Annotated in this window: 22 protein-coding genes; 10 read left to right on the top strand and 12 right to left on the bottom strand. The window is 71.6% G+C overall.

Annotated elements, in window-relative coordinates; translation table 11 throughout:
- Positions 1-15: 15 nt before the first annotated feature.
- Genes puuE through J3P31_RS14555 form a run of 3 tightly spaced genes read left to right on the top strand, consistent with a single transcriptional unit; the run spans position 16 to position 2709 of the window.
- Positions 16-1416 (top strand): allantoinase PuuE, encoded by a 1401-nt coding sequence (puuE, locus tag J3P31_RS14565; RefSeq protein WP_210529206.1) that lies wholly within the window; start codon positions 16-18, stop codon positions 1414-1416.
- Entirely contained in the window at positions 1413-2222 is an 810-nt protein-coding gene (locus J3P31_RS14560; RefSeq protein WP_210529205.1) for a bifunctional allantoicase/(S)-ureidoglycine aminohydrolase, read from the top strand. The genes puuE and J3P31_RS14560 overlap by 4 nt, the downstream gene beginning before the upstream one ends.
- A 4-nt stretch (positions 2223-2226) precedes the next feature.
- The gene (locus J3P31_RS14555; RefSeq protein ID WP_210529204.1) at positions 2227-2709 is read left to right on the top strand and encodes an ureidoglycolate lyase; all 483 of its coding nucleotides are present in this window, start codon (positions 2227-2229) and stop codon (positions 2707-2709) included.
- Here the strand turns inward: J3P31_RS14555 and map are convergent.
- The gene (gene map, locus J3P31_RS14550; RefSeq protein ID WP_210529203.1) at positions 2706-3515 is read right to left on the bottom strand and encodes a type I methionyl aminopeptidase; all 810 of its coding nucleotides are present in this window, start codon (positions 3513-3515) and stop codon (positions 2706-2708) included. The two genes, J3P31_RS14555 and map, sit on opposite strands and share 4 nt — an antisense overlap.
- A gap of 123 nt (positions 3516-3638) precedes the next feature.
- On the opposite strand from map, the gene J3P31_RS14545 reads away from it, so the two are divergent.
- Together J3P31_RS14545 and J3P31_RS14540 are read left to right on the top strand one after the other, a co-directional pair.
- Positions 3639-4358, top strand: a complete 720-nt coding sequence (locus J3P31_RS14545) for a competence/damage-inducible protein A (protein WP_210529202.1) — start codon at positions 3639-3641, stop codon at positions 4356-4358.
- Positions 4355-5272 carry an OmpA family protein gene (locus J3P31_RS14540; RefSeq protein ID WP_246849522.1) on the top strand — a complete coding sequence of 306 codons (918 nt, stop codon included), beginning with the start codon at positions 4355-4357 and terminating at the stop codon, positions 5270-5272. Before J3P31_RS14545 ends, J3P31_RS14540 begins: the two co-directional genes overlap by 4 nt.
- A gap of 46 nt (positions 5273-5318) precedes the next feature.
- On the opposite strand, the gene J3P31_RS14535 is transcribed toward J3P31_RS14540, so the two are convergent.
- From J3P31_RS14535 to J3P31_RS14515, 5 genes are all read right to left on the bottom strand, one after another.
- On the bottom strand, positions 5319-6224 hold the full coding sequence (locus J3P31_RS14535) for a LysR family transcriptional regulator (RefSeq protein ID WP_210529201.1): 906 nt from the start codon (positions 6222-6224) through the stop codon (positions 5319-5321).
- A 116-nt stretch (positions 6225-6340) separates the two neighbouring features.
- Positions 6341-8356: an NADPH-dependent 2,4-dienoyl-CoA reductase gene (locus J3P31_RS14530; protein WP_210529200.1), complete on the bottom strand. Its 2016-nt coding sequence runs from the start codon at positions 8354-8356 to the stop codon at positions 6341-6343.
- Positions 8357-8446: 90 nt separating this feature from the next.
- The gene (gene ilvD, locus J3P31_RS14525; protein ID WP_210529199.1) at positions 8447-10183 is read right to left on the bottom strand and encodes a dihydroxy-acid dehydratase; all 1737 of its coding nucleotides are present in this window, start codon (positions 10181-10183) and stop codon (positions 8447-8449) included.
- Positions 10184-10235: 52 nt separating this feature from the next.
- Complete coding sequence (locus tag J3P31_RS14520; RefSeq protein ID WP_210529198.1) at positions 10236-10994, bottom strand: molybdopterin-dependent oxidoreductase; 759 nt, start codon at positions 10992-10994, stop codon at positions 10236-10238.
- Positions 10984-11796 carry a cytochrome b/b6 domain-containing protein gene (locus tag J3P31_RS14515; protein ID WP_210529197.1) on the bottom strand — a complete coding sequence of 271 codons (813 nt, stop codon included), beginning with the start codon at positions 11794-11796 and terminating at the stop codon, positions 10984-10986. The genes J3P31_RS14520 and J3P31_RS14515 overlap by 11 nt, the downstream gene beginning before the upstream one ends.
- A 158-nt stretch (positions 11797-11954) precedes the next feature.
- On the opposite strand from J3P31_RS14515, the gene accD reads away from it, so the two are divergent.
- From accD to J3P31_RS14495, 4 genes are all read left to right on the top strand, one after another.
- The gene (gene accD / locus J3P31_RS14510) at positions 11955-12881 is read left to right on the top strand and encodes an acetyl-CoA carboxylase, carboxyltransferase subunit beta (RefSeq protein WP_210529196.1); all 927 of its coding nucleotides are present in this window, start codon (positions 11955-11957) and stop codon (positions 12879-12881) included.
- Complete coding sequence (locus tag J3P31_RS14505) at positions 12878-14149, top strand: bifunctional folylpolyglutamate synthase/dihydrofolate synthase (RefSeq protein ID WP_210529195.1); 1272 nt, start codon at positions 12878-12880, stop codon at positions 14147-14149. The genes accD and J3P31_RS14505 overlap by 4 nt, the downstream gene beginning before the upstream one ends.
- A complete protein-coding gene (locus J3P31_RS14500; RefSeq protein ID WP_210529194.1) occupies positions 14146-14670 on the top strand; it encodes a hypothetical protein in 525 nt (174 codons plus the stop codon). The genes J3P31_RS14505 and J3P31_RS14500 overlap by 4 nt, the downstream gene beginning before the upstream one ends.
- A 614-nt stretch (positions 14671-15284) precedes the next feature.
- A complete protein-coding gene (locus J3P31_RS14495; protein ID WP_210529193.1) occupies positions 15285-15539 on the top strand; it encodes a DUF2798 domain-containing protein in 255 nt (84 codons plus the stop codon).
- 47 nt (positions 15540-15586) lie between these two features.
- Here the strand turns inward: J3P31_RS14495 and J3P31_RS14490 are convergent, their stop codons facing one another.
- From J3P31_RS14490 to xsc, 6 genes are read right to left on the bottom strand one after another with little or no spacing between them, the layout of a single operon-like run.
- Positions 15587-16864, bottom strand: coding sequence for a 4-aminobutyrate--2-oxoglutarate transaminase (locus J3P31_RS14490; RefSeq protein WP_210529192.1), 1278 nt, complete (start codon positions 16862-16864; stop codon positions 15587-15589).
- Positions 16865-16895: 31 nt separating this feature from the next.
- Positions 16896-17981: a cell division protein ZapE gene (zapE, locus tag J3P31_RS14485; RefSeq protein ID WP_210529191.1), complete on the bottom strand. Its 1086-nt coding sequence runs from the start codon at positions 17979-17981 to the stop codon at positions 16896-16898.
- 41 nt (positions 17982-18022) lie between these two features.
- Positions 18023-19087 (bottom strand): acetate/propionate family kinase, encoded by a 1065-nt coding sequence (locus J3P31_RS14480; protein WP_210529190.1) that lies wholly within the window; start codon positions 19085-19087, stop codon positions 18023-18025.
- Positions 19084-20049, bottom strand: coding sequence for a phosphate acyltransferase (locus tag J3P31_RS14475; protein WP_210529189.1), 966 nt, complete (start codon positions 20047-20049; stop codon positions 19084-19086). Before J3P31_RS14475 ends, J3P31_RS14480 begins: the two co-directional genes overlap by 4 nt.
- A gap of 28 nt (positions 20050-20077) precedes the next feature.
- Positions 20078-20818: a TSUP family transporter gene (locus tag J3P31_RS14470; protein ID WP_210529188.1), complete on the bottom strand. Its 741-nt coding sequence runs from the start codon at positions 20816-20818 to the stop codon at positions 20078-20080.
- Position 20819: 1 nt separating this feature from the next.
- A complete protein-coding gene (gene xsc, locus J3P31_RS14465; RefSeq protein ID WP_210529187.1) occupies positions 20820-22577 on the bottom strand; it encodes a sulfoacetaldehyde acetyltransferase in 1758 nt (585 codons plus the stop codon).
- Between the two features lie 147 nt (positions 22578-22724).
- Here xsc and J3P31_RS14460 point away from each other — a divergent pair, with 147 nt between their 5' ends.
- The gene (locus J3P31_RS14460; protein ID WP_210529186.1) at positions 22725-23675 is read left to right on the top strand and encodes a lytic transglycosylase domain-containing protein; all 951 of its coding nucleotides are present in this window, start codon (positions 22725-22727) and stop codon (positions 23673-23675) included.
- Positions 23676-23679 lie beyond the last annotated feature (4 nt).

Raw genomic sequence — 23679 nt, 5'->3', positions numbered from 1 at the left:
GAACAGGAGACGCCCATGCCCGACCGTTATCCCCGCGACATGCGCGGTTATGCAGCAGCCCCGCCGCCGGCGAACTGGCCCGGCGGCGCGCGCGTCGCCGTGAGCCTCGTCCTCAACTACGAGGAGGGTGGCGAGAACTCGGTCCTCCATGGCGACGCCGCCTCCGAGGCCTTCCTGTCGGACATCGCCGGGGCGGCGATGTGGCCGGGGATGCGGCACTGGAACATGGAGTCGATCTACGAATACGGCGCCCGCGCCGGCTTCTGGCGGCTCCACCGGATGCTCTGCGACCTGCCGGTGACGATCTACGGCGTGGCGACCGCGCTCGCCCGCTCCCCCGAGCAGGTCGCCGCCATGAAGCAGGCGGGCTGGGAGATCGCCTCGCACGGGCTGAAATGGGTCGAGCACAAGGACATGCCCGAGGAGGTCGAGCGGGCGCAGATCGCCGAGGCGATCCGCCTGCACACCGAGGTCGTGGGCGAGGCCCCGCGCGGCTGGTACACGGGGCGCTGCTCGGCCAACACCGTCCGCCTGACGGCCGAAACCGGGCAGTTCGACTGGATCAGCGACACCTACGACGACGACCTGCCCTACTGGCGGGAGATCGGCGGGCGCGACCAGCTCGTGATCCCCTACACGCTCGAGGCCAACGACATGCGCTTTGCGGTCAGCCCCGGCTGGGTCACGGGCCGCGACTTCGGCGACTACCTTTGCGATACCTTCAACACCCTCCATGACGAAGGGGGCCGCATGTTCTCGGTGGGGCTGCACTGCCGCCTCGTGGGCCGTCCGGGCAAGGCGTCGGGCCTTCGGCAGTTCCTGGAGCATGCCGGCCAGAAGGGCGGGGCCTGGTTCGCCACCCGCGGCCAGATCGCCGCGCATTGGGCCACGCATCATCCCCACCAGCGGCGTGAACGCCCGTCGCAGATGCCGCTCGAGGCCTTCGTCGCCCGCTTTGGCGGCATCGTCGAGCATTCGTCCTGGGTCGCCGAGCGCGCCTGGGCGCTGGAGCTGGGGGCGGGCCATGACTCGGCTGCGGGGCTCGCCAACGCTCTGGCCCGTGTCCTCCGCACCGCCACCCGGGACGAGCAACTGGGTGTCCTGCGCGCCCATCCGGATCTCGCCGGCAAGCTGGCCGCGGCCAGGCGCCTCACCGCGGATTCCACCGCCGAGCAGGCCAGCGCCGGACTCGACGCCCTGACGGACGAGGAGAGGGAACGGTTCACGGCGCTCAATGCCGCCTACACCGACCGCTTCGGCTTCCCCTTCATCATCGCGGTGCGCGACCACACCAAGGCGTCGATCCTCGCCGCCTTCGAGCGTCGCCTGACCCATGACCGCGCCACCGAGTTCGCCGAGGCCCTGGCCCAGGTCGAACGCATCGCCGAACTGCGCCTGAAAGCGATCCTGCCATGACATATGCCTTCCCACCCGGCGGCCTGCCGGACCAGTCCCAGGACCCGGCCGCCAATCGCGCGGTGTTCACGACGGCCTACGCCTTCATCCCGGCTTCGGTGCAACGGGACATCGTCACCAGCTACTTCCCCGGCTGGGACGGGACCCGCGCCTGGATCCTCGCGCGCCCGCTCTCGGGCTTTGCCGAAACCTTCGCGCAATACGCCATGGAGGTCGAACCCGGCGGCGGCAGCGACGCGCCCGAGCCCGACGCGGGCGCCGAGGGCGTGATCCTGATCGCCGAGGGCATGGGCCGGCTGCGGGTCGATGGCTCGGACCATGACCTCGGGCCGGGGGGGTACGCCTATCTTCCCGCCGGTCAGGCCTGGAGCCTGCGGGCCACGTCGCTCCTGCGCTTCCATTGGATCCGCCGCCGCTACATCCCTGCCCAGGGCGTCCCGGCGCCCGAGGCCTTCGTGACCTCGGACCAGGACACGCCGATCCGCTGGATGCCGAACACGGACCTTTGGGGCACGACGCGCTTCGCGGACCCAGAGGACCTGCGCCACGACATGCACGTCAACATCGTGACCTTCCGGGCCGGGGGGCGCATCCCCTTTGCCGAGACCCATGTCATGGAGCATGGGCTCTACGTCCTCGAAGGGACCGCGCGCTACCTGCTCAACACCGACTGGGTCGATGTGGGGCCCGGAGACTTCATGTGGCTGCGCGCCTTCTGCCCGCAGGCCTGCGTGGTCACCGGGGACGGCACGTTCCGCTACCTGCTCTACAAGGACGTGAACCGGCATCCCGCGCTGGTGCTTTGATCCGATGGCCGAGATTCGCCCCGAACCGTTGACCGCCGCGGCCTTCGCCCCCTTCGGGGACCTGCTGGAGGTGGCCGGCGCCCCCGACCGCCTCATCAACCAGGGGCTCTGCGGCCGTTTCCACGACCGGGCGCGGCTGGATTTCGACGGAGGTCGCGCCGGGATCAGCCTGTTCGACGCCCAGCCCCGCGAACTGCCCTACCGGCTCGAGATGGTGGAACGACATCCGCTGGGCTCGCAGGCGTTCCTGCCCATGACCCAGCATCCGTTCCTGGTGATCGTGGCCGAGGGACACGACGCGGCCCCGGGCCGCATCCGCGCCTTCCTGACCGCGCCGGGGCAGGGGATCAACCTGCACCGGGGCATCTGGCATGGGGTCCTGACGCCGCTCCACGCGCCCGGCCTCTTTGCCGTGGTGGACCGGATCGGAGAGGGACAGAACCTCGAGGAGTACTGGCTGCCCGAGCCCGTGACCGTTCGGGACTAGCCCCAGGTCGGGAAGAACTTTCCGCCGGGCGAGGATGTGAAGATCTCCACGCCCGTCCCGGTGATGCCGACCGAATGCTCGAACTGCGCGGACAGCGACTTGTCGCGGGTCACGGCGGTCCAGTCGTCGGCCAGCACCTTGGTCTCGGGGCGGCCCAGGTTCACCATGGGCTCGATGGTGAAGAACATGCCCTCTTCGAGCCGCGGCCCGGTGCCGGGGCGGCCGTAGTGGAGGACGTTGGGCGGCGCGTGGAAGACCCGCCCCAGCCCGTGGCCGCAGAAGTCGCGCACGACCGACATCCGGTTCGCCTCGACATGCGTCTGGATCGCATGGCCGATGTCGCCGAAGGTGGCGCCTGGCCTGGCGGCCTCGATCCCCAGCATCAGCGCGTCATGCGTGACCTGCATCAGCCGCTCGGACTTGCGGCTGGGCGCGCCGGCCACGTACATCCGGCTCGTGTCGCCGTACCAGCCGTCCAGGATCACGGTGACGTCGATGTTCAGGACGTCGCCATCCTTGAGCACCTTGTCCCCCGGAATCCCGTGGCAGACGACATGGTTCACGCTGATGCACGACGCGTGCTGGTAGCCCTTGTAGCCGATCGTGGCCGACACGGCGCCCCGGGCCGCCACCATGGCGGTGATCAGGCGGTCGATCTCTCCGGTGGTCTGGCCGGGAAAGACGTGGGGGCCGATGTCGTCCAGGATCTCGGCCGCGATGCGCCCCGCCGCGCGCATCCCGGCATAATCCGCCGCTTCATGGATGCGGATTCCATCGCGCGTGAGCCGGCCCCTGCGTTCGTCCACCTGCGTGCCCTTTCGTGTACTAGGGGGAAATAGGCGATCCCGTCCGGGAGTTCCAGACGCGAGACTGGATCGGAAGGGAAGCGGGGCCTATACCTTGGCGTCAGCACCAATGCGAGGGCTTTCATGAATCCCACGGCCGCGATCCTCGTCATCGGGGACGAGATCCTCTCGGGCCGCACGCGCGACTCCAACATGCATTTCCTGGCCCAGGAGTTGGCCCGCGTGGGCATCGACCTGCAGGAAGCGCGCGTCGTCGCGGACCGCCACGCCGTGATCGTGGCCGCCGTGCAGGCGCTGTCGGGCCAGTACGATCACGTCTTCACGAGCGGTGGCATCGGGCCCACCCACGACGACATCACGGCCGATGCGGTGGCCGATGCCATGGGCGTGCCCTTGGACGTGCGCGACGACGCCCGCGCGATCCTCCAGGCCCACTACGACCGCATGGGCGTGGAGATGAACGACGCGCGGCTCCGGATGGCCCGCATCCCCGAGGGCGCGACGCTGATCGACAATCCGGTCAGCTCCGCCCCTGGGTTCTCGGTCCGCAACGTCCATGTCATGGCGGGCGTGCCGCGCATCTTCGAGGCGATGGTGGCCGGGCTGCTGCCGCGGCTGACCGGAGGCACGCCGCTCCTGTCGCAGAGCTATCGCATCCAACGCGGCGAGGGGGAGATCGCCGGTCCGCTGGCCGATCTGGCGGCCACCTATCCGGACCTGGCGATGGGCTCCTATCCGTTCCAGCAGAATGGCGCCTACGGGGCCAACATCGTGATCCGGGGGACAGACGGCGCCCGGGTCAACGAAGCCATGACGCGCCTCGCCACCCTCTTTCCTGAATGAGCTCACCGAAACGCTGGGTCGTCGTTCTGGCCGTCCTGGGCACGCCCGCCCCGGCGCTGACCTTCGACCTGCCGGCCGCGGCGCATCTGGCGTTCGAGGGCGCGGAGCCCCTCGCCAGCCATGCCATCGCGACGGGACCCTGGGCCGAGGGTTACCTTCCGGCGCGCGTCGTGGAGGGGGAGGTGACGCGGCAGGTCTGGCAGGTGGCCTCGCCGGGACAGACGACCCTGCAACTCTTCGGGCCATTGCGCGACCAGATCGCGGCCCAGGGCTTTCGCCCCCTCCTCGATTGCGCGGCGGAGGCCTGCGGCGGCTTTGACTTCCGCAACGACATCGAGGTGCTGCCCCCGCCCGCGATGTTCGTCGATCTGGTAGATTACCGCTACCTGTCGGCCGAGAAGGACGGCGAGGCGCTGAGCATCCTGGTCAGCCGCAGCGACGAGATGGGCTTCGTCCAGCTCATCCGCGTCCTGCCGGTCGACCCGGAGGCCCGTCCGCCCGCGTCGTCCGGCCAGGTCCCGGCGTCCCCCCCGGCGGCTGGCGGAGACTTCGCCGCGCGGCTCGAAGGGGAAGGGCGGGTGGTGCTCGAGGGGCTCGACTTCGCGACGGGCTCGTCGCGTCTGGCCCCGGGCGGCGATGCCGTGCTGGGGGCTCTCGCGGCCTATCTGCGGACCAACCCGAGCCGGCGCGTGGCGCTGGTCGGGCATACGGATGCGCAAGGATCGCTCGAGGCCAACATCGCGCTGTCGCGGCAAAGGGCGCAGGCGGTGGCCGACCGCCTGGTGTCGTCGCAGGGGGTCGACCGCGGCCAGCTTTCGGCGCAGGGGATGGGCTGGCTCGCCCCCCGGGCCAGCAATCTCACCCCCGAGGGGCGGGAGGCGAACCGGCGCGTCGAGGCCGTCGTGCTTCCCTGATGGAGCGGGCGGCGGACCCATGGCCCGCCTCCCGCGCCCCGTTCCCTCACCAGGCGTCCGGGCCCTTGTTCTCGAACGCGTCGACCAGGAAGTCGATGAAGGCGCGGACCTTGGGCTGGGTGAAGCGCCCGGGGGGATAGACGGCGTAGATGCCCTGCACCTCGTGGGGCAGGCCGGGGATCGCTTCCTCGACGAGGCCCTTCTCCATCGCCTCGGAGTAGAGGAAGGAGGGAAGGTAGGCGATGCCCAGGCCCGACACGCAGGCGTTCAGCAGGGACTGGCCGTCATTCACGGTGAGCCAGCCGGCCGTCCGGACCTGCCGCTTCTCGCCGGACGGAGCGGTGATCTTCCACACGGCGGAATTGGCCTGGTTGGAATAATGCAGGAGCTTGTGCTCGTTCAGGTCGTCGATCGACTTGGGGCGCCCATACTGGGAGAAATAGGCGGGCGACGCGATCATCTTCTTGGTCGTTTCGGCGATCTTGCGGGCGCGGAGCGTCGAGTCCTCGAGCTCCCCGATGCGGATCGCCATGTCGAAGCCTTCGGAGATGAGCTCCACGTAGCGGTTGTTCAGCACCATGTTGACGGTGATGCCGGGAAACTCCTGGAGGAACTCGCCCAGGACGGGGCTCAGCAGGTTGACGCCGAAGTCGGTCGCGACCGAGATCCGCAGCAGCCCCGACGGGGCGGTCTGCATGGAGGTCACGAGGGCATCGGCCTCGCCCGCGTCATTGAGCACGCGGCGTGCGCGGTCGTAGTAGGCGAGGCCGATCTCGGTCGGCGACACGCGCCGGGTGGTGCGGTTCAGGAGCCGCGCGCCGAGCCGCGCCTCGAGAGCGGATACATGCTTCGAGACAGCGGACTTCGAGATGCCCATCTTCTTGGCGGCATCCGTGAAGCCTCCTTGGTCCACCACTGTGGCAAAGGCCTCCATTTCGGTCAGGCGGTCCATGTCGTTTCCTCATCTGTCCCTTTGGCCGCTTTCTTGTCTCCAATTCCGGCACAATTGAGGCCGGCACCTGACAAATCAGGGAATTGGTGAGGTATTGTTCGGCGGTCTGGAACGGCTCAGAGCATGGCGGCCAGACGCGTGCCCTGGTCGATGGCGCGTCTCGCATCGAGCTCGGCCGCCAGCTCCGCCCCGCCGATCACATGGACCGGCCGACCCCGCGCGATCAGCTCGTCGGCCAGCGTCCGCTCGCATTCCTGGCCCGCGCACAGCACGATCGTTTCGGCCGGGATGAGCTGCGCCTCGCCCGCGTCGCCCAGCCGCACCCAGAGCCCTTCGGGAACGATCCGCTCGTAGCTGACGCCGCCCAGCATCCTCACCCCCTTCATCCTGAGCGAGGCGCGGTGGATCCAGCCCGTCGTGCGCCCGAGATTGCGCCCCGGCGTCCCGCCCCTGCGCTGGAGCAGCGTCACCTCCCGCAGGGGAGGGTGGGGCGCAGGCCCGCCGGGGGCCAGGCCACCGGGCGACAGCGCCGGGTCGCCCACGCCCCATTCGGCGGTCCAGCCGGCCAGGTCCGGGGGCGGTGGCCCGCCGCTCACGAGGAATTCGGACAGGTCGAAGCCGATCCCGCCCGCTCCGATCACGGCCACGCGGGGGCCGGCCACCACGCGGCCCGTCAGGATGTCGGCATAGGTCGCCACATGGGGCAGGTCCTGCCCCGGAATCCGCGGATCGCGCGGCCGGACGCCAGTGGCGACGACCACCTCGTCGTAGGATGCGAGGTCCGCCGCGGTCGCCGCCCGCCCAAGACGTAGGTCGATCCGACGGATCTCCAACATCGTCTCGAACCAGTGGACGAGAGGGCTGAACTCCTCCTTGCCGGGAACGGCGCGGGCGAGGTTGAGCTGGCCGCCAATCGCGGCCTCCCGCTCGAAGAGGGTCACGTCATGGCCCCGCTCGGCGGCGGTGAGCGCGGCCGAGAGCCCGGCGGGCCCGGCCCCGACGACGGCGATCCGCTTGGGCCGGGGGGCCGGGACGATGGCCAACTCGGTCTCGTGGGCGGCGCGGGGGTTGACCAGGCAGGTCGCGACCCGGCCCGAGAAGGTGTGGTCGAGGCAGGCCTGGTTGCAGGCGATGCAAGGCGCGATCTCCCGCGCGCGGCCCCGGGCGGCCTTGGCGACGAAGTCGGGGTCCGCCAGGAACGGGCGCGCGAGGCTCACGAGGTCGGCGTCCCCGCGAGCCAGGAGGTCCTCGGCGGTTTCGGGCGCGTTGATGCGGTTCGACGCGATCACCGGGATCGAGACCTCGCGCCGGAGCCGGGCCGTGAGCCAGGCCCAGGCGGCGCGCGGCACGGAGGTGGCGATGGTGGGCACCCGCGCCTCGTGCCAGCCGATCCCCGAGTTGAGGGCGTCCGCCCCCGCCTCCTGCACCTCGCGGGCGAGCGCGGCCACGTCGTCCCAGCTTTGCCCGCCCTCCACGAGGTCGATGAGCGAGATCCGGTAGATGAGCGCCCGGTCGGGGCCGAGGGCGGCGCGGACCCGGCGGACCACGTCCAGGGGCAGGCGCCGGCGCGCCTCGGGCGAGCCGCCCCAGGCATCGCGGCGGCGGTTGGTGCGGACAGCGAGGAACTGGTTGAGGAAGTAGCCCTCGGACCCCATCACCTCGACGCCGTCGTAGCCGGCAAGGACCGCCCGCCGCGCCGCGACGGCGAAGGCCGCGGCCTGCGCATCGATGCCTGCGGCGTCCAGCTCCTTCGGGGCGAAGGGGCTGATCGGGGATCTCAGGGCCGAAGGGGCCACGCAGTCCGGTCCGTAGGCGTAGCGCCCGGCATGGAGGATCTGCATGGCGATCCTTCCGCCCGCCGCGTGCACGGCATCGGTCACGCGACGGTGGTTGGCGATGTCCTCGTCGCTGAACAGGCCCGCCGCGCCGGGGAACACGCCGCCTTCGCGGTTCGGGGCCATTCCGCCCGTGACGATGAGCCCCGCCGAGGCGCGGGCGGCATAGAAGGCCGCGACACGGTCCCAGTCGCCCCGTTCCTCGAGCCCCGTGTGCATGGACCCCATCAGGACCCGGTTGGGCAGCCGGACCGCGCCGATCTGGACAGGGGACAGGAGCCGGGGAAAGGGTCTCATGGCCCGATCATGCCCCGAGCGATCGAACGGATCACGCAGGACGCCGCGTCAGACGGAGACCGGCCGCGCCGCAGCGGCCGGTCCGCGCGGTCACTGGTCCATGTAGACGTGGCTTTCGGCCTGCGCGCCGGGATGCGTCACGGCCCCGTGCCGGGCGCTGCCCACCAGCCTGGCGAACTTCCACAGTGCGCCCGAGGTGTACTGCGTCACGCGCGGGCCGGCCCATTCGACGCGGCGTTGTCCGAGTTCCTCGTCCGACAGCGCGACGGAGATCTCGCCGGTCAGGGCGTTGATCGTGATGACGTCCCCGTTCCGCAGCAGCGCGATCGGGCCGCCATGCGCGGCCTCGGGGCCGACATGGCCCACGCAGAAGCCCCGCGTCGCGCCCGAGAAGCGCCCGTCGGTGATCAGCGCGACCTTCTTGCCCATGCCCTGGCCCGAGAGGGCGGCGGTGGTGGCCAGCATCTCGCGCATGCCGGGGCCGCCCGCGGGACCTTCGTTGCGGATGACGAGGACCTCGCCCTCCTGGTAGGCGCGGGCCTTCACGGCGGCGAAGGCGTCCTCCTCGCAGTCGAAGACGCGGGCCGGGCCGGTGAAGACCTGCTCGGCCTCGGTCATGCCGGCGACCTTCACGATGGCGCCGTCGGGGGCGAGGTTGCCGCGCAGGCCGACGACGCCGCCGGTGCGGGTGAGCGGCGTGGCGGCGGGGTGGATCACGCGGCCGTCGGCCTCGGCCCGGATGTCGTCGAGCTCCTCGCCGAGCGTGCGGCCCGAGGCGGTGACGCAGTCCTCGTGCAGGAGGCCGATCTTCTGGAGTTCCTTGAGGACCACGGGCACGCCGCCGACCTCGTGCAGGTCCTTGGCGACGTACTTGCCGCCCGGGCGCAGGTCCACGAAGTAGGGCGTGTCGCGCATGATGTCGGCCACGTCGAAGAGGTCGAACTCGATCCCGGCCTCGTGGGCGATGGCGGGCAGGTGCAGCGCGCCGTTGGTCGACCCGCCCGTGCAGGCCACCACGCGGGCGGCGTTCTCGAGCGACTTGCGGGTGACGATGTCGCGGGCGCGGATGTTCTTCTCGATGAGGTTCATGACCGCGACGCCCGAGGCTTCGCAGAACTGGTCGCGGCTCTCGTAGGGGGCGGGCGCCGAGGAGGAGTTGAGCAGCGCCAGCCCGATCGCCTCGGAGACGCAGGCCATGGTGTTGGCGGTGTACTGCGCGCCGCAGGCCCCGGAGGAGGGGCAGGCCACGCGTTCGAGGATCTCGAGCTCGGCGTCGGACATGACGCCGGCCTGGTGCTTGCCCACGGCCTCGAAGACGTCCTGGACCGTCACGTCCTGGCCATTGAGGCGGCCCGGAAGGATCGAGCCGCCGTAGATGAACACGGAGGGCACGTTGAGCCGCACCATGGCCATCATCATCCCCGGCAGCGACTTGTCGCAGCCCGCAAGGCCCACGATCGCGTCGTAGCAATGGCCGCGCATGGTGAGCTCGACGGTGTCGGCGATGGCCTCGCGGGAGGCGAGGGAGGAGCGCATCCCCTCGTGGCCCATGGCGACGCCGTCGGTGACGGTGATGGTCGTGAACTCGCGGGGCGTGCCGCCGCCCTTCTTGACGCCGTGCTTCACGACCTGCGCCTGCCGGTTCAGGGCGATGTTGCAGGGCGCGGCCTCGTTCCAGCAGGTGGCGACGCCGACCCAGGGCTGGTGGATCTCCTCCTCGGTGATGCCCATGGCGTAGAAGTAGCTGCGATGGGGCGCGCGGGCGGGGCCTTCGGTGACATGGCGGCTCGGGAGCCGGGACTTGTCGAAGCGGGTATTGATCGTCATGGGATCGTCCCTCTGCGGTTCGGGGAAGCGTCGCGCAGCCGGGGCCGGGTGTCTAGATGCCCGCGTACCAGTCGTAGCCCCGTTCCTCCCAGTAGCCGCCCTTGTCGGCCAGGGCGGGGACGACTTCGATGGCATGGAGGTACTTGGCCATCTTGTAGCCGAGCTGCCGTTCGACCCGCAGGCGCAGGGGCGCGCCGTTGGCCACGGGCAGGGGGCTCCCGTTCATGCCGTAGGCCAGGATCGTCTGCGGGTGCAGGGCGTCCCGCAGGTCGAGGCTTTCCCAATACCGGATCCCGCCGGCGAGGCCCCGTTCGATGGTGTCCATGGACCGGACGTAGAGGAAGCGGGCCTGGGGCAGGGGCCGCGCCTCGGCGAGCACGCGGGACAGCTGGACCCCCGTCCATTCGGCGATGCAGGACCAGCCCTCGACGCAATCGTGCCGTGTGATCTGGGTGCGCGGCGGCATGGCCATGAGCTGGGCCAGGGACAAGGACAGGGGCCGCTCCACCGCGCCGGTCACGGCCAGCCGCCAATCCGCCCAGCCGCTGGCGGCCAGCGCCTGGTAATCGCTGTCCTGCGGCGCGGTGACGCCGTTGGGGCGCATCCCCTGGCGGATGTCGGCGCGGCTGTATTCCGGCGCGAGGGCGTCGCGCGCCACGAACTTCTGCGTCGCGTGGGTCAGGGCGTTGGCGCCCTCGAGGAGGTTGCGGGCCGGGCTGTCACCGGTCATCCCGTCGAAGACCTTGCAGCCGGACAGCAGGAGGGCGGGGGCGGCCAGCAGGAGGCGGCGGCGGGTCGGGTCAGCGGGCATCGGAGGACTCCCCGGGGCTCAGGCGGTACCACCCGGTCAGGATGGAGCGAAGCTCGTTCAGCGGACCGGCGAGGACGACCATCAGCAGGTGGACGACGAAGAACAGCACAAGGAGCGACATGCCGAGGAAATGCAGCGTCCGCGCCGTCTGCCGTCCGCCCAGCAGGTCCAGAAGCCAGGGCGCGGCGGCGTTGAAGGACGGCGACATGCAAAGGCCGGTGACGATCATCCCGGGCAGGAGGACGAACAGCACGCCCGCGTAGCTCAGCTTCTGCAGCACGTTGTAGCGGCGGCGGTGATGCAGCCGGAGCCGCAGGTGATCGGCGACGTCCGCGGGCAGGGCGCGCAGGTCGCGCCCCGTCGGGATCAGCTCGCGCCAGTGGCCGTTCAGGAGGCTTGCCAGCAGCCACAGGAGCAGCGTCCCGGTCAGCAGCCAGGCGAAGAAGAAGTGGATCACCCGCCCGGTGGCGAGGTCGTGGTAGCTCGGGATCGTGGCCCAGGACGGAAAGCCCCGCATCTCCCCGCCCGAGGCGCCCAGAAGGCCGGTGGTGTCGAACTCGTGCCCCAGGACCCAGGTGACGCCCCGCAGGCCTTCGGGCGTGTCGCGGGCGCTGAGAGCCAGGACGGCGTTGTTGAACTCGAAGCCGGACTGGTCGCCCAGATACAGCCCCGGGTGGGCGTTGAAGATCTGCAGGCCCGTCAGCAGCAGCACGAACAGCGACAAGGCCCAGGCCCAATGGGTCAGCCGGGTCGCGAGTCGCTGGCGGTAGACGAGCGGACCCCTTGGGGCGGTGTCGGCCATGGCGGCTCCTCCGGGTTGCGGCACCGGGAGACACGGAGCGGCGGCGCCGGAAGTTTCAGCGGCGTCCCCCGCCCGGGGATGGGCCCTGGCCCCACGCCGATTGCATTCAGGGGTTCCGCGGCTTATTTCCCCCCGTCAAAGCCTCGGAGGGCGCGCGCATGAACTGGATCTCGAACTACGTCCGCCCGCGGATCAACTCGATCTTCTCGCGGCGCGAGGTGCCGGAGAATCTCTGGACCAAGTGCGACGAGTGCGGGCAGATGCTGTTCCACCGCGAGCTGGCCGAGAACCAGAACGTCTGCCCCAACTGCGGGCACCACATGGCCATCAAGCCGCGCGAGCGGTTCCGCCACTTCTTCGACGGCGGCATCTTCACCGAGGTGAAGGTGCCCGAGCCGATCCAGGACCCGCTGCAGTTCCGCGACCAGAAGAAATACGCGGACCGCATCAAGGAGGCGCGCCGGACCACCGGCGAGAAGGAGGCCATGCTGGTGGCCGAGGGCGAGGTCGGGCGGACCCCGATTGTCGCCGTGGCGCAGGACTTCTCCTACATGGCGGGCTCCATGGGGATGTATGTCGGCAACGCCATCATCGCCGCCGCCGAACGAGCCGTGGAGCTGAAGCGGCCGCTGGTGCTGTTCGCCGCCGCCGGGGGCGCGCGGATGCAGGAAGGGATCCTGTCGCTGATGCAGATGCCCCGCACGACCGTGGCGGTGCAGATGCTCAAGGAGGCGGGGCTTCCCTACGTCGTGGTGCTGACGCATCCGACGACCGGGGGCGTCACGGCCTCCTATGCCATGCTGGGCGACGTGCAGATCGCCGAGCCGGGGGCGCTGATCTGCTTTGCCGGTCCCCGCGTCATCGAGCAGACGATCCGCGAGAAGCTGCCCGAAGGGTTCCAGCGGGCCGAATACCTGCTCGACCACGGGATGCTGGACCGGGTGACGCCGCGCGGCAAGCTCAAGGACGAGATCGTCTGCATCCTGCGGATGCTCCTGCGCGAGCCGCCGGCCGTGATGGCCGACCTGCCCGCCCCGGCCCAGTCCGAGCCGGTCGACGACGCGCCGGCCGCCGCCGCCGAATGAGCGCGCCGCAGGGGTCCGACATCCTCCTGGAGCGGATGACCCGGCTCCATCCCAAGATCATCGACCTGACGCTGGCGCGGGTGGAGCGGCTTTGCGCCGCGCTGGGCCATCCGGAGCGGCGGCTGCCGCCGGTGATCCACGTCGCGGGCACCAACGGCAAGGGCTCGACGCAGGCGATGATCCGGGCGGGGCTGGAGGCGGCGGGCGGCACCGTCCACGCCTACACCTCGCCGCATCTGGCGCGGTTTCACGAGCGCATCCGGCTGGCCGGCGAGTTGATCTCCGAGGATCACCTGATGGCGGTGCTGGACCGCTGCATGGCGGCCAACGGCGAGGACCCGATCACCTTCTTCGAGATCACCACCGCCGCGGCGTTCGTGGCCTTCGCGGACACGCCGGCGGACTGGACGCTGCTGGAGGTGGGGCTGGGCGGGCGGCTGGACGCGACCAACGTCGTGGACAGGCCCCGCCTGACGGTGATCACGCCCGTCGACCTCGATCACCAGCAGTATCTGGGCGACACGCTGGCCAAGATCGCGGGCGAGAAGGCGGGCATCATCAAACGCGGCGTGCCGGTCGTCGTGGCCCGCCAGCACCCCGAGGCGCTGGAGGTCATCGAGGACCGGGCCGCGCGTCTGGGGGCGCCGGTGCTGGCCCATGGGCAGCAGTGGCACGCGGATGTCGAAGGCGGGCGGCTGATCTACCGCGACGAGCGGGGCCTGTTGGACCTGCCGCTGCCGAACCTGCCGGGGCCGCACCAGATCGTCAACGCGGGGGCCGCGCTGGCGGCGATGCGGGAGCTGGGGCTGGACGACGAGGCCTGCGAGGCGGGCGTGACCCGGGCCGAGTGGCCGGCGCGGATGCAGCGGCTGCGCGGGATGCTGGCCGAGATGGCCGCCCCGGGGGAGCTGTGGCTCGACGGCGGGCACAACCCGGCGGCGGGCGAGGCGATCGCGGCGACGCTGCGGGCCATGCCGGCGGCGCGGACGCATCTCGTGTGCGGGATGCTCAACACCAAGGACGTGGCGGGCTTCATGCGGCCGCTGGCGGGCGTGGCCGAGCGGCTTTGGGCCGTGTCGATCCCGGGCGAGGCCAACACCCTTCCGGCCGAGGAGACCGCCCGGCACGCGCAGGACGCCGGGTTGCAGGCCGACGTCGCCGACGGCGTGCGCGAGGCGATCGCGGCGGCGACGGGGATGGGGGCTCACCGAATCCTGATCTGCGGGTCGCTGTATCTGGCGGGGCACGTGCTACGACAGGGCGCATGATCCGCGCCACGCTCCTGATCGCCCTTTGGGCGCAACCCTCGCAGGCCGCCCTGGTCCATTTCTGCTGGGCGGGGTCGGACGGCTACACCATGACCGGGTCGATGGAGTATCCCGATTCGCTGGCCCAGGCCGACGTCATCACCGAGGCCGAGGTGACGCGCTTCCGCATCGCGGGCTTCAAGGATGGCAACCTGATCGGCACCTGGGACATGGGCTCGCGGGGGGAGAACGACACCTGGTACCTGCGCTACTGGCCCAGGCTCATGCAGTTCCCGACCAACAGCGAGATCCCGGGCCCCTTCGACCAGGGCTGGAACGCGGACGGCACGGCGGCGGACTGCGACGAGGGGGAGTTCGGCTTCAACGCCGGCAACTACGCGCAGGACTTCTGCCTGGACGGCGTCTGGATCGAGGAATCGGGCGTGGAGCCGCAGAAGCCCTTCATCGCCCAGACCACCGCGCCGACCGATCCGGCCTGCGCGGGTCCGGCGCTGCTGAGCAAGCGGCGGCGGGATCAGTAGGAACGACGGAGCGTTTCCCCGGCCAGGGGGACGGCCTCCGAGGCCGCGCCGGGCTGCCAGTCCACGGCGCGGGGGGCGCGGTCTCGACGCGCGGCGGCTAGGTGGCAGCGACCCGGCCCGCGAAGGCCGAATCTCCCAGGGGGACGGGGCTCGCGCGTCCCTCAAAGAGCTGGTGCCCGTGGAGCCTTTCTCCCGCAGGAGCCCCGGGCCTGGACCGACCTTGGATCCCGCCGGGCCGCCGTCGTCCAGGGCGGCCGGTAGGGGAGCGCGACCGACATCAGCCCCGGCGGGCCGCCCGTTCCAGGGGCGGGTCCGGCGGGGCGACGCGCTCCGGATGCGGGGCAGGATGGCGGCGGGAGGTTGACGAAGGGTGACGGCACCGCGCGGTCGGTCCGCCGGCGCGCAACGCCCCGCCAAGGGGGATGGGGCTTGTGCCGGGCGCCGGGCCCGGCTAGGTGCCCCGGGCCGAAAAACGTCAGGCCGGTCAGGTTAGCCCGGCCCCCGCGCAGATCGCGGGAGTTAGTCGCATCGACGAACCCACGGCGGACCCCGAACGGACGGGGGCCGTGGGATCGCGCGTCCCTTGGTCGCCCGTCCTCCTGAAAGGAGACGAGATGACCCAATCCAAGGCCACGATCATCACCGCGCAGGTGTTCATTTCCTGCATGATGGCCTTTCTGATGACCGGGATCTTCACGGCGATCCCCCTGCGGTTCCAGCCCGGCTGGGTGGCGGAGTGGCTGGCCCGCTTTGTCCTGGCCTGGCCGGTGGCCTTCGTGCTGTCGCTGGGGGTGGGGCCGGTCGCGTTCCGGCTGGCCGCGGTCGCCACGCGGCTGGCGCGACGCCCGGGACGCGGCGCGACCTGGTGAGGGGAGGAGGCCCCGGGACCCCGATCGGAGTCCCGGGGCCGACCGCCTCAGGCGGCGCGGGCCGCGAGCACCGAGTCCTCGAGGATGGCCATCGCCTCGGCAAAGACGTCGTCGGGGATGGTGATGGGGGCGAGGAAGCGCACCACGTTGCCGTAGACGCCGCAGGTGAGGAGGATGAGGCCGCGCTTCTGCGCCTCGGCCTTCACGCGGTTGGTGAAGTCGGCGTCGGGGGTGTGGGTGCCGGGCAGGTTGAACTCCACGGCGACCATGAAGCCCGGGCCGCGGATCTCGGCGATCTCGGGCACGCGGTCGCGGAGCGATTCGAGGTGCTGGCGCAGCCGCGAGCCCAGGACGTTGGCGCGGTTGCACAGGTCCTCCTCCTCGATGACGTCGAGGACGGCGTGGGCCGCCGCGATGCCCAGGGGGTTGCCGCCGTAGGTGCCGCCGAGGCCCCCGGGGTTGGCCGCGTCGACGATGCTGGCCTTGCCGGTCACGGCGGCGATGGGCAGCCCGCCGCCCAGGCCCTTGGCCATGCAGACGAGATCGGGGGCCACGTCGTAATGCTCCATGGCGAAGAGCTTGCCGGTGCGGGCGAAGCCGGTCTGCACCTCGTCGGCGATGAGCACGATGCCGTGGTCGTCGCAGAGTTGGCGCAGGGCGCGCATCAGCTCGGCGGGCGCGGGGTAGAAGCCGCCTTCGCCCTGCACGGGTTCCAGGATGATGCAGGCCACGCGCGAGGGGTCGAGGTCGGCCTTGAACAGCTTCTGGATGCCCGCCATCGCGTCATCGGTCGAGATGCCGTGGAGCCCGATGGGGAACGGGACGTGGAAGACGTCCGGCATCATCGCGCCGAAGCCCGCCTTGTAGGGCTGGACCTTGCCGGTGAGCGTCATGCCCATGAAGGTGCGCCCGTGGAAGGCGCCGCCGAAGGCGATCACGGCGTTCCGCCCCGTCGCGAAGCGGGCGATCTTGACGGCGTTCTCCACCGCCTCGGCGCCGGTCGTGACGAACAGGGTCCGCTTCTCGAAGTCGCCGGGCACGAGGGCGTTCAGGCGTTCGCCCAGGCGGATGTAGTTCTCGTAGGGGAGGACCTGGTGGCAGGTGTGGGTGAAGCTGTCGAGCTGCTTCTGGACGGCGGCCATGACCTTGGGGTGGCGGTGGCCGGTGTTCACCACGGCGATGCCGGCGGCGAAGTCGATATAGCGGTTGCCCTCGACGTCCCAGACCTCGCTGTTCTCGGCGCGCTCGACGTAGATCTGGGTCTGCATGCCCACGCCCCGCGCGATGGCGGTCTTGCGGCGCTCGGCGATCTCGGCGTTCTGCATGGGGGAGGGCTCCTTGGCGTTGGCGGTCCTTCTATACTGCGGGCGCGGAGGCGTCCGCCACCCCCCGGCCCCAGTCCGCGGCCTGCATCTCCATGAGGCGGCTCGCGGTGCGTGCGAATTCGAAGCTGCCCTCGCCCTCGACGTAAAGCTTGTCCGGCGCCGCCGCCGCGGAGGCGAAGAGCGTCACCCGGCCTTCGTAGAGCGCGTCCACCAGGGTCACGAAGCGCCGCGCCTGGTTGAAGTTCGACGCCGAGAGCCGGGGAATCTCGTCGATGAGGAGGACGCGCACGGCGGCGGCGAGCGCGAGGTAGTCGGCCGGCCCGAGGGGGCGTCCGCAGAGGTCGTAGAAGGTCGCCCGCGCGCAGCCGTTGTGGAAGGCCGGGATCTCGACCTCGCGCCCGTAGACGCGCAGGGCGGCGGGCTGGGAGCGTCCCTCGGACAGGTCGGTCCAGAGCGCGTTCATCGCGGCGCGGGCCTGGGCGTCGACCGGGCAGAAGTACCGTTGGGACCCCGTGAGGCGGCCTTGGCGATGGTCGGTGGGCGAGGCGAGCTCGACCACCTCGCAGTTCTGCTCGATCATGGCGATGAACGGCAGGAAGAGCGCGCGGTTGAGGCCGTCCTTGTAAAGGTCGGCGGGGGGGCGGTTCGAGGTGGTGAGCAGCGTCACCCCCTGCGCCCAGAGCCGCTGGAACAGGCGGCCCAGGATCATCGCGTCGGCGATGTCCGTCACCTGCATCTCGTCCAAGGCGAGGAGGCGCGCCTCGCCCGCGATCTCGTCGGCGACGGGGAGGATGGCGTCGTCCGTCCCCGTGGCGCGGGCGCGGTTCAGCGCGGCCTGGACCCATTGCATGAAGGCGTGGAAGTGCTGGCGGCAGACGGGGACCGCCCCGTCCAGGCTGTCGAGGACCAGGTCCATCAGCATGGACTTGCCCCGCCCGACGCCGCCCCAGAGGTAGAGCCCCTGCACCGGCTGCGGCTTGCGGAAAAGGCCGCGGCGGGGCGGGTCGAGCATCTCCGCCCGCAGGCGCTCCAGCCGGGGAAGGAGGTCCTGCTGCGCGGGATCGGCCTTGAGGCGCCCGTCGCGGGCGCGGCTCTCGTAAAGGGTGCGGAGGTCCATGGCGCCGTCGAGTTAGCGCGCCGACCCGGCGAAGGAAAGCGTCACGGCCCGAGAAGCGGCAGGGCGTCCGCGGCGATCCGGCGTTCCTCCTGGGCGGGGACGACATGGACGCGGGCCGGCGACAGGAAGGCCAGGCCGTCGCGGATGCGGTCGCGGACCGGGGTGGCGTTCTCCCCGATGCCGCCGGTGAAGGCCAGGTCGTCCACCCCGCCCATCGCCGCGGCCAGAGCGCCGCCATGCCGGATCGCCCAATGGCAGAAGTGGTCCACCGCGAAGCGGGCCTCGGCGTCGTCGCGCGCCAGCAGCGCCCGCATGTCCGAGGTTCCGGCCAGCGCCCGGAGGCCGCTGTCGCGGTTCAGCAGGCGTTCCGCGGCCTCGATCCCGTTGCGGCGCGCGATCGCGAGCACCGCCATGCCATCGATGCTGCCCGTGCGCGTGCCCATCACGAGGCCGTCGAGAGGGGAATAGCCCATGGTCGTCGCCACGGACCGCCCGTCCAGAATGGCGCAGGCCGACGCGCCGTTGCCCAGGTGGAAGGCGAGCAGGCGACGGGGCAGCTGCCCCTGTTCGGCCAGGGACGACGCCAGGGAGGAGTAGCTGAGCCCGTGGAAGCCGTAGCGCCGCAGCCCCTCCGCCCGGAGATCGGCGGGAAGGGCGTAGGTCGATTCGACCTCCGGCACGGTGGCGTGGAAGGCGGTGTCGAAGCTCGCGAACTGGGGCAGGTCCGGGGCGAGGGCCTGGAGCGCCCGGATCCCCGCGAGGTTGCCCGGGTTGTGGAGGGGCGCCAGGGGTACGCAGGCCTCGATGGCGGCGAGGGTCGCGGCGTCGAGGCGGCAGGGCGCGGTCAGGGCCGCGCCGCCATGCACGATGCGGTGGGCGGCGGCGCGCAGGCCCTCGGGCGGGTGATCCTGCGCCCGGAGCACCGCGAGGAGCAGGGACAGCGCGGCGGCGTGGTCGGCGGCCTGCACGGGCTGCCGCCAGGGGCCGAGCGTGAGCTGGCCCAGGGCGCCGATCTCGGTGACGGCGCCCTGGAGCACCTCGCGCAGCTCCATGTCGAACAGGACGACCTTGACCGAGGAGGAGCCGGCGTTGACGACGAGGATCATGCAGCGACCCTTCGGCGGTCGCGTGTTTCGGCGGCGAGGATGGCCCCCAGGGCCGCCGAGGCGATGCGGGCCGGAGCCTCCTGGCTGCGGGAGGTGAGCAGGATGGGCACCCTGGCCCCCATCACGATCCCGGCGGCGCAGGCTCCCATGCCCAGCGCCATCATCTTGAACAGGGCGTTGCCGGTGCCGAGGTCGGGCACCACGATGATGTCGGCCCGCCCCGCGACCTGCGAGGCCACGCCCTTCACCTCGGCCGCCGCGCGGGACAGGATCAGGTCGAGCGCGAGGGGGCCTTCGACCACCGCGTTGCGGAGCGCCCCCTTGGCCCAGGCCGCGATCACGGCGGCGTCGCCGGTGCTCGGGATGCTGGCGGTCACGTCCTCGGAGGGGGCGAGGAGGCCCGCATGGGGCCGGTCGATGCCCACGAGGCCGGCCAGCCGGACGGCGTGGGTCAGGCAGTGCTGCCGCGTCGCCACGTCGGGCGCCACGTTGAGCGCGGCGTCCGTCAGCAGCAGCGGGCGGTCCGAGTTCGGGACCGTGATATGGAACACATGGCCGCAGACCGCGCCCTTGTCCCGCAGCCCCATGGCCGAGGGCAGGAGCCCCTTGAGGAAGGCCGAGGTGTGCACCTGCCCCTTCATGATGGCGTCGGCCTCGCCCGCCACGGCCAGGGCGGCGGCGCGGGGGGCGGCGGTGTCGCCCGGGGCAGCCACGAGGCGGAACGGCGCGATGTCCCAGCCGATCTGTTCGGCCGCGGCATGGATCTTGAGGGGGTCGCCCACCAGGATCGGCTGGGCGAGCCCGGCCTCATGGGCCTCGCGCAGGCCTTCGAGCGGGGTCGGGGCGCCCGCGTTGACAAGGGCCACGCGGGGGGCGCCGCAGGTCCGCGCGCGGGCCAGCAGGGCCTCGGGCGGATGGGGGGCGACCTTGGACAGGAAGGGGTGGTCGTCGGAAAGGGTCATGTGGGCCGTCCTGGGGATCGCGGCAGAGCTAGAGCAGGGTGCGGACCATGCCAAGCAGGGACAGCGCCATCAGCGTCCAGATGGCGAAGCGGCGGAACTCCTCGGGCGGGGCGGCGAGGAAGCGGCGGGAGCCGAGAAGCACGCCCGCGATCATCAGCGGCAGGCCGATGGCGAGGAGCCGGAGGTCGGCGAGCGTGACCTGCCCGGCCCAGGCGAGGAGGCCCAGCGTCCAAAGGTCGAGCACGGCGAAGTAGGTCACCAGCGTCGCCCGCAGCGTGGCCGCCGGGATCGGCTGGGCGGCGAAGAACACCGCGACCGGGAGGCCGCCGATGGCCGCGCCGTTGGCGAGGCCGGACAGGACGCCCACGCCGGCGTTGGCCGCCAGGCCCGGGGGGCGGTGGAGCCTCCATCCCGCCCAGAGGCCCAGGCACATGAGCAGCACCCATCCCGACACCGCCAGCCGCCCGGCGTCCGGCGAAAGCCGGGCGAAGAGCCAGAGCCCGAGCGGCACGCCGACCGCCGCCCCGAGGAGCAGGGACGCGACCCGCCGCCAGGCGATGTGGCCCCGGATCGTCGGGACCTGCGCCCCGGTCAGGACCATGTCGCTGAGGAGAAGGACGGGCACGAGCTCGATCGGGTCGGTGACGAGCGCCGCCCCCGCCGCGATCAGCGCGGCGAAGCCGAAGCCGGAGTAGCCCCGGATGAAGGAGGCCGCAAAGACCAGGAGGGCCATCCAGGCCCAGCCGCCGGCCCCGAGGTGGATGGGCACCTCAGACCGCCATGTCGGCGGCGTCGATCCCGGCGACGGCGACGGGCTTCTTCATCGCGTCGCGGCGGAAGGGCTCGCCCAGCTCCTGGTTGATGAGGGCCTCGATGAGGGTTGTCTTGCCGTGCTCCATCTGGTCGCGGATGGCGGTGCGAAGGGCCTCGGTCAGCTCGTCCATGCTGCGGGCCTGGACGCCCTGGAGCCCGCAGGCCTGGGCGATGCCGGCGTAGCTCACCCGGTCCGACAGTTCCGTGCCGACGAAGTTGTCGTCGTACCAGAGCGTCGAGTTCCGCTTTTCCGCGCCCCACTGGTAGTTGCGGAAGACGACCATGGTGATCGCCGGCCATTCGGGGCGGCCGATGGCGGTGAGCTCGTTGACCGCGATGCCGAAGGCGCCGTCGCCCGCGAAGCCCACCACGGGCACGTCCGGTTGCCCGATCTTGGCGCCGACGATGGCGGGAAGGCCGTAGCCGCAGGGGCCGAAGAGGCCGGGGGCAAGGTACTTCCGCCCTTCCTCGAAGGAGGGGTAGGCGTTGCCGATGGCGCAGTTGTTGCCGATGTCGCTGCTGATGATCGCCTCGCGCGGCAGCGCCGCCTGGATCGCGCGCCAGGCCATGCGGGGGCTCATCCAGTCGGGCTTGGCGGCGCGGGCGCGGGCGTTCCAGGTGGTGCCGGGGTCGTCGTCCTCGTGGTCCATGGAGGCGAGCTGCTGGGCCCAGGCGGACTTGACCTGCGCGATCCGGCCGAGGCGGTCGCGGTCGGGCTCCCGCTCGGGCAGGCGTTGCAGCAGCCCCTCGGCCACGAGCCCGGCGTCGCCGACGATGCCGACGCTGACCGGCTTGGTGAGGCCGATCCGGGACGGGTTCATGTCCACCTGGATGATGGCCGCGTCCTTGGGCCAGTAGTCGATGCCGTAGCCCGGCAGCGTCGAGAACGGGTTGAGCCGAGTGCCGAGGGCGAGGACCACGTCGGCCTCGGCAATCAGCTCCATGGCGGCCTTGGAGCCGTTGTAGCCCAAGGGACCCGCGAAAAGGGGGTGCGAGCCGGGGAAGGCGTCGTTGTGCTGGTAGCCCACGCAGACGGGGGCTGACAGGCGTTCCGCGAGGCGGGCGGTGGCGGGGATGGCGCCGGCCAGGACCACGCCCGCGCCGTTCAGGATCACGGGGCGCTTGGCGTTCGCCAGCAGGCGGGCGGCCTCGTCCAGGGCCTGGGCGCCGCCGGCGGGACGCTCGAATTCGAGGATCGCGGGGAGGTCCACGTCGATCTCGCGGGTGAAGAAGTCGCGCGGGACGTTGATCTGGGCGGGGGCGGAAAGGCGGTAGGCGTTCTGGATGACGCGGTTCAGCACCTCGGCCATGCGGGCGGGGTCGCGCACCTCCTCCTGGTAGGCGACCATGTCCTTGAAGAGGGCCATCTGCTCCACCTCCTGGAAGCCGCCCTGGCCGATGGTGCGGTTCGCGGCCTGCGGCGTCACCACGAGGAGCGGCGTGTGGTTCCAGTAGGCGGTCTTGACCGCGGTCACGAGGTTGGTGATGCCGGGGCCGTTCTGGGCGATCATCAGGCTCATCCGGCCGGAGGCGCGGGTGTAGCCGTCGGCCATCATCCCGCCCGAGCCCTCGTGGGCGCAGTCCCAGAAGCGGATGCCCGCCTTGGGAAACAGGTCCGAGATCGGCATGAAGGCCGAGCCGATGATGCCGAAGGCGTCGCGGATGCCGTGGGCCTGGAGGACTTTGACGAAGGCTTCTTCGGTGGTGAGGCGCATGGAGGTGGTCCCTTGTTCGCGCGGGACCATAGCGGGGGACCGGCCGGGGACTCCAGAGGGCACCGAACGGTCGCCCCCGGGTCGCGCAACGCGGTCGGGCCGCCGCCCGCTTGGCCGCAGGGGGGAGGCGGCTTAGGTTCCGGGCGGATGATCCGGCGCCTGCTCCTGTCCGTTCTTCTGCTTGCCGTGGCGGCCCCTGGGCCGGGCGGGGTCGTGCTGGCCGCGCCGCCGGTCGCGGAGGCGGTTCCAGCCGTGGCCGCGGCGCCACTGCTTCGCCCGCGGGCGCGGCCGCTGGAAGGGGGCGGGCGGCGGTGCAGCGGCGATGGACGGGCCTGCATCGCCCTGGCCAGCTATGCCGCCGATGTGTGCCGCACCATCGAGGTCGCGGCCGGGGCCGTGCAGCTGGATCCCGGGTTCGTCGCCCGGCTGCTCTGGCGCGAAAGCCTGTTCGATTCGGCGGCGGTCAGCCCCGCCGGGGCGCAAGGCATCGCGCAGTTCATGCCCGCCACCGCCGCGCTGCGGGGCCTGGCCGACCCGTTCAACCCGGCCGAGGCGATCCTGGCCTCGGCCGCCTACCTGGGCGACCTGCGGGAGCGGTTCGGCAACCTGGGTCTGGCGGCGGCGGCCTACAACGCGGGGGAGGAGCGCGTGGCCCGCTACCTCTCGGGCGGCGGCCTCCCGGGCGAGACGCGCGCCTATGTCGTCGCGATCACCGGGCATGGGGTGGACGAGTGGCGCGACGGGCCGACGCCCGAGCCGGATCTGGCGCTTTCTCCGGGGGTGCCGTTCGCGCAGGCCTGCCGGGCGCGGGCGGAGGCGCGCGCTCTGCCGGGCTTCGAGCCCCGCCTGCGGCCCTGGGCCGTGGTCCTGGCCGGGCGGGACAGCCGGGACGCGGCGGAGCTGGAGGCGCGACGCGTGGTCCGCGCCCATGCGGCGCTGCTGGACGGGGAGCGGATCGACGTGAGCCGCGCCCGTTATCCCGGGATGCGGAGCGCGCGGCATTTCGCGCAGGTCGGGCGCGACAGCCGCGCGGCGGCGGAGACCCTGTGCAGGGATCTGCGCGCGACGGGGGTAGGATGCCTCGTGCGGCGGAACTGAGGCG

Origin of the sequence: Rubellimicrobium arenae, assembly GCF_017916275.1 — a bacterium.
Classification (GTDB): Bacteria; Pseudomonadota; Alphaproteobacteria; order Rhodobacterales; family Rhodobacteraceae; genus Rubellimicrobium; species Rubellimicrobium arenae.
This window is presented reverse-complemented; position numbering and strand designations above follow the sequence as displayed.

Coding starts and splice junctions, on each gene's coding strand:
- J3P31_RS14480 (WP_210529190.1), bottom strand. CDS start 19,087: ATGATCCTCGTCGTCAACGCCGGCTCCTCCTCGGTCAAGGTCGTCCTG.
- J3P31_RS14540 (WP_246849522.1), top strand. CDS start 4,355: ATGAGCTCACCGAAACGCTGGGTCGTCGTTCTGGCCGTCCTGGGCACG.
- J3P31_RS14490 (WP_210529192.1), bottom strand. CDS start 16,864: ATGCAGAACGCCGAGATCGCCGAGCGCCGCAAGACCGCCATCGCGCGG.
- ilvD (WP_210529199.1), bottom strand. CDS start 10,183: ATGACGATCAATACCCGCTTCGACAAGTCCCGGCTCCCGAGCCGCCAT.
- J3P31_RS14500 (WP_210529194.1), top strand. CDS start 14,146: ATGATCCGCGCCACGCTCCTGATCGCCCTTTGGGCGCAACCCTCGCAG.
- zapE (WP_210529191.1), bottom strand. CDS start 17,981: ATGGACCTCCGCACCCTTTACGAGAGCCGCGCCCGCGACGGGCGCCTC.
- J3P31_RS14560 (WP_210529205.1), top strand. CDS start 1,413: ATGACATATGCCTTCCCACCCGGCGGCCTGCCGGACCAGTCCCAGGAC.
- xsc (WP_210529187.1), bottom strand. CDS start 22,577: ATGCGCCTCACCACCGAAGAAGCCTTCGTCAAAGTCCTCCAGGCCCAC.
- J3P31_RS14495 (WP_210529193.1), top strand. CDS start 15,285: ATGACCCAATCCAAGGCCACGATCATCACCGCGCAGGTGTTCATTTCC.
- J3P31_RS14545 (WP_210529202.1), top strand. CDS start 3,639: ATGAATCCCACGGCCGCGATCCTCGTCATCGGGGACGAGATCCTCTCG.
- J3P31_RS14555 (WP_210529204.1), top strand. CDS start 2,227: ATGGCCGAGATTCGCCCCGAACCGTTGACCGCCGCGGCCTTCGCCCCC.
- J3P31_RS14535 (WP_210529201.1), bottom strand. CDS start 6,224: ATGGACCGCCTGACCGAAATGGAGGCCTTTGCCACAGTGGTGGACCAA.
- J3P31_RS14460 (WP_210529186.1), top strand. CDS start 22,725: ATGATCCGGCGCCTGCTCCTGTCCGTTCTTCTGCTTGCCGTGGCGGCC.
- J3P31_RS14530 (WP_210529200.1), bottom strand. CDS start 8,356: ATGAGACCCTTTCCCCGGCTCCTGTCCCCTGTCCAGATCGGCGCGGTC.
- J3P31_RS14520 (WP_210529198.1), bottom strand. CDS start 10,994: ATGCCCGCTGACCCGACCCGCCGCCGCCTCCTGCTGGCCGCCCCCGCC.
- puuE (WP_210529206.1), top strand. CDS start 16: ATGCCCGACCGTTATCCCCGCGACATGCGCGGTTATGCAGCAGCCCCG.
- accD (WP_210529196.1), top strand. CDS start 11,955: ATGAACTGGATCTCGAACTACGTCCGCCCGCGGATCAACTCGATCTTC.
- J3P31_RS14505 (WP_210529195.1), top strand. CDS start 12,878: ATGAGCGCGCCGCAGGGGTCCGACATCCTCCTGGAGCGGATGACCCGG.
- J3P31_RS14475 (WP_210529189.1), bottom strand. CDS start 20,049: ATGACCCTTTCCGACGACCACCCCTTCCTGTCCAAGGTCGCCCCCCAT.
- J3P31_RS14515 (WP_210529197.1), bottom strand. CDS start 11,796: ATGGCCGACACCGCCCCAAGGGGTCCGCTCGTCTACCGCCAGCGACTC.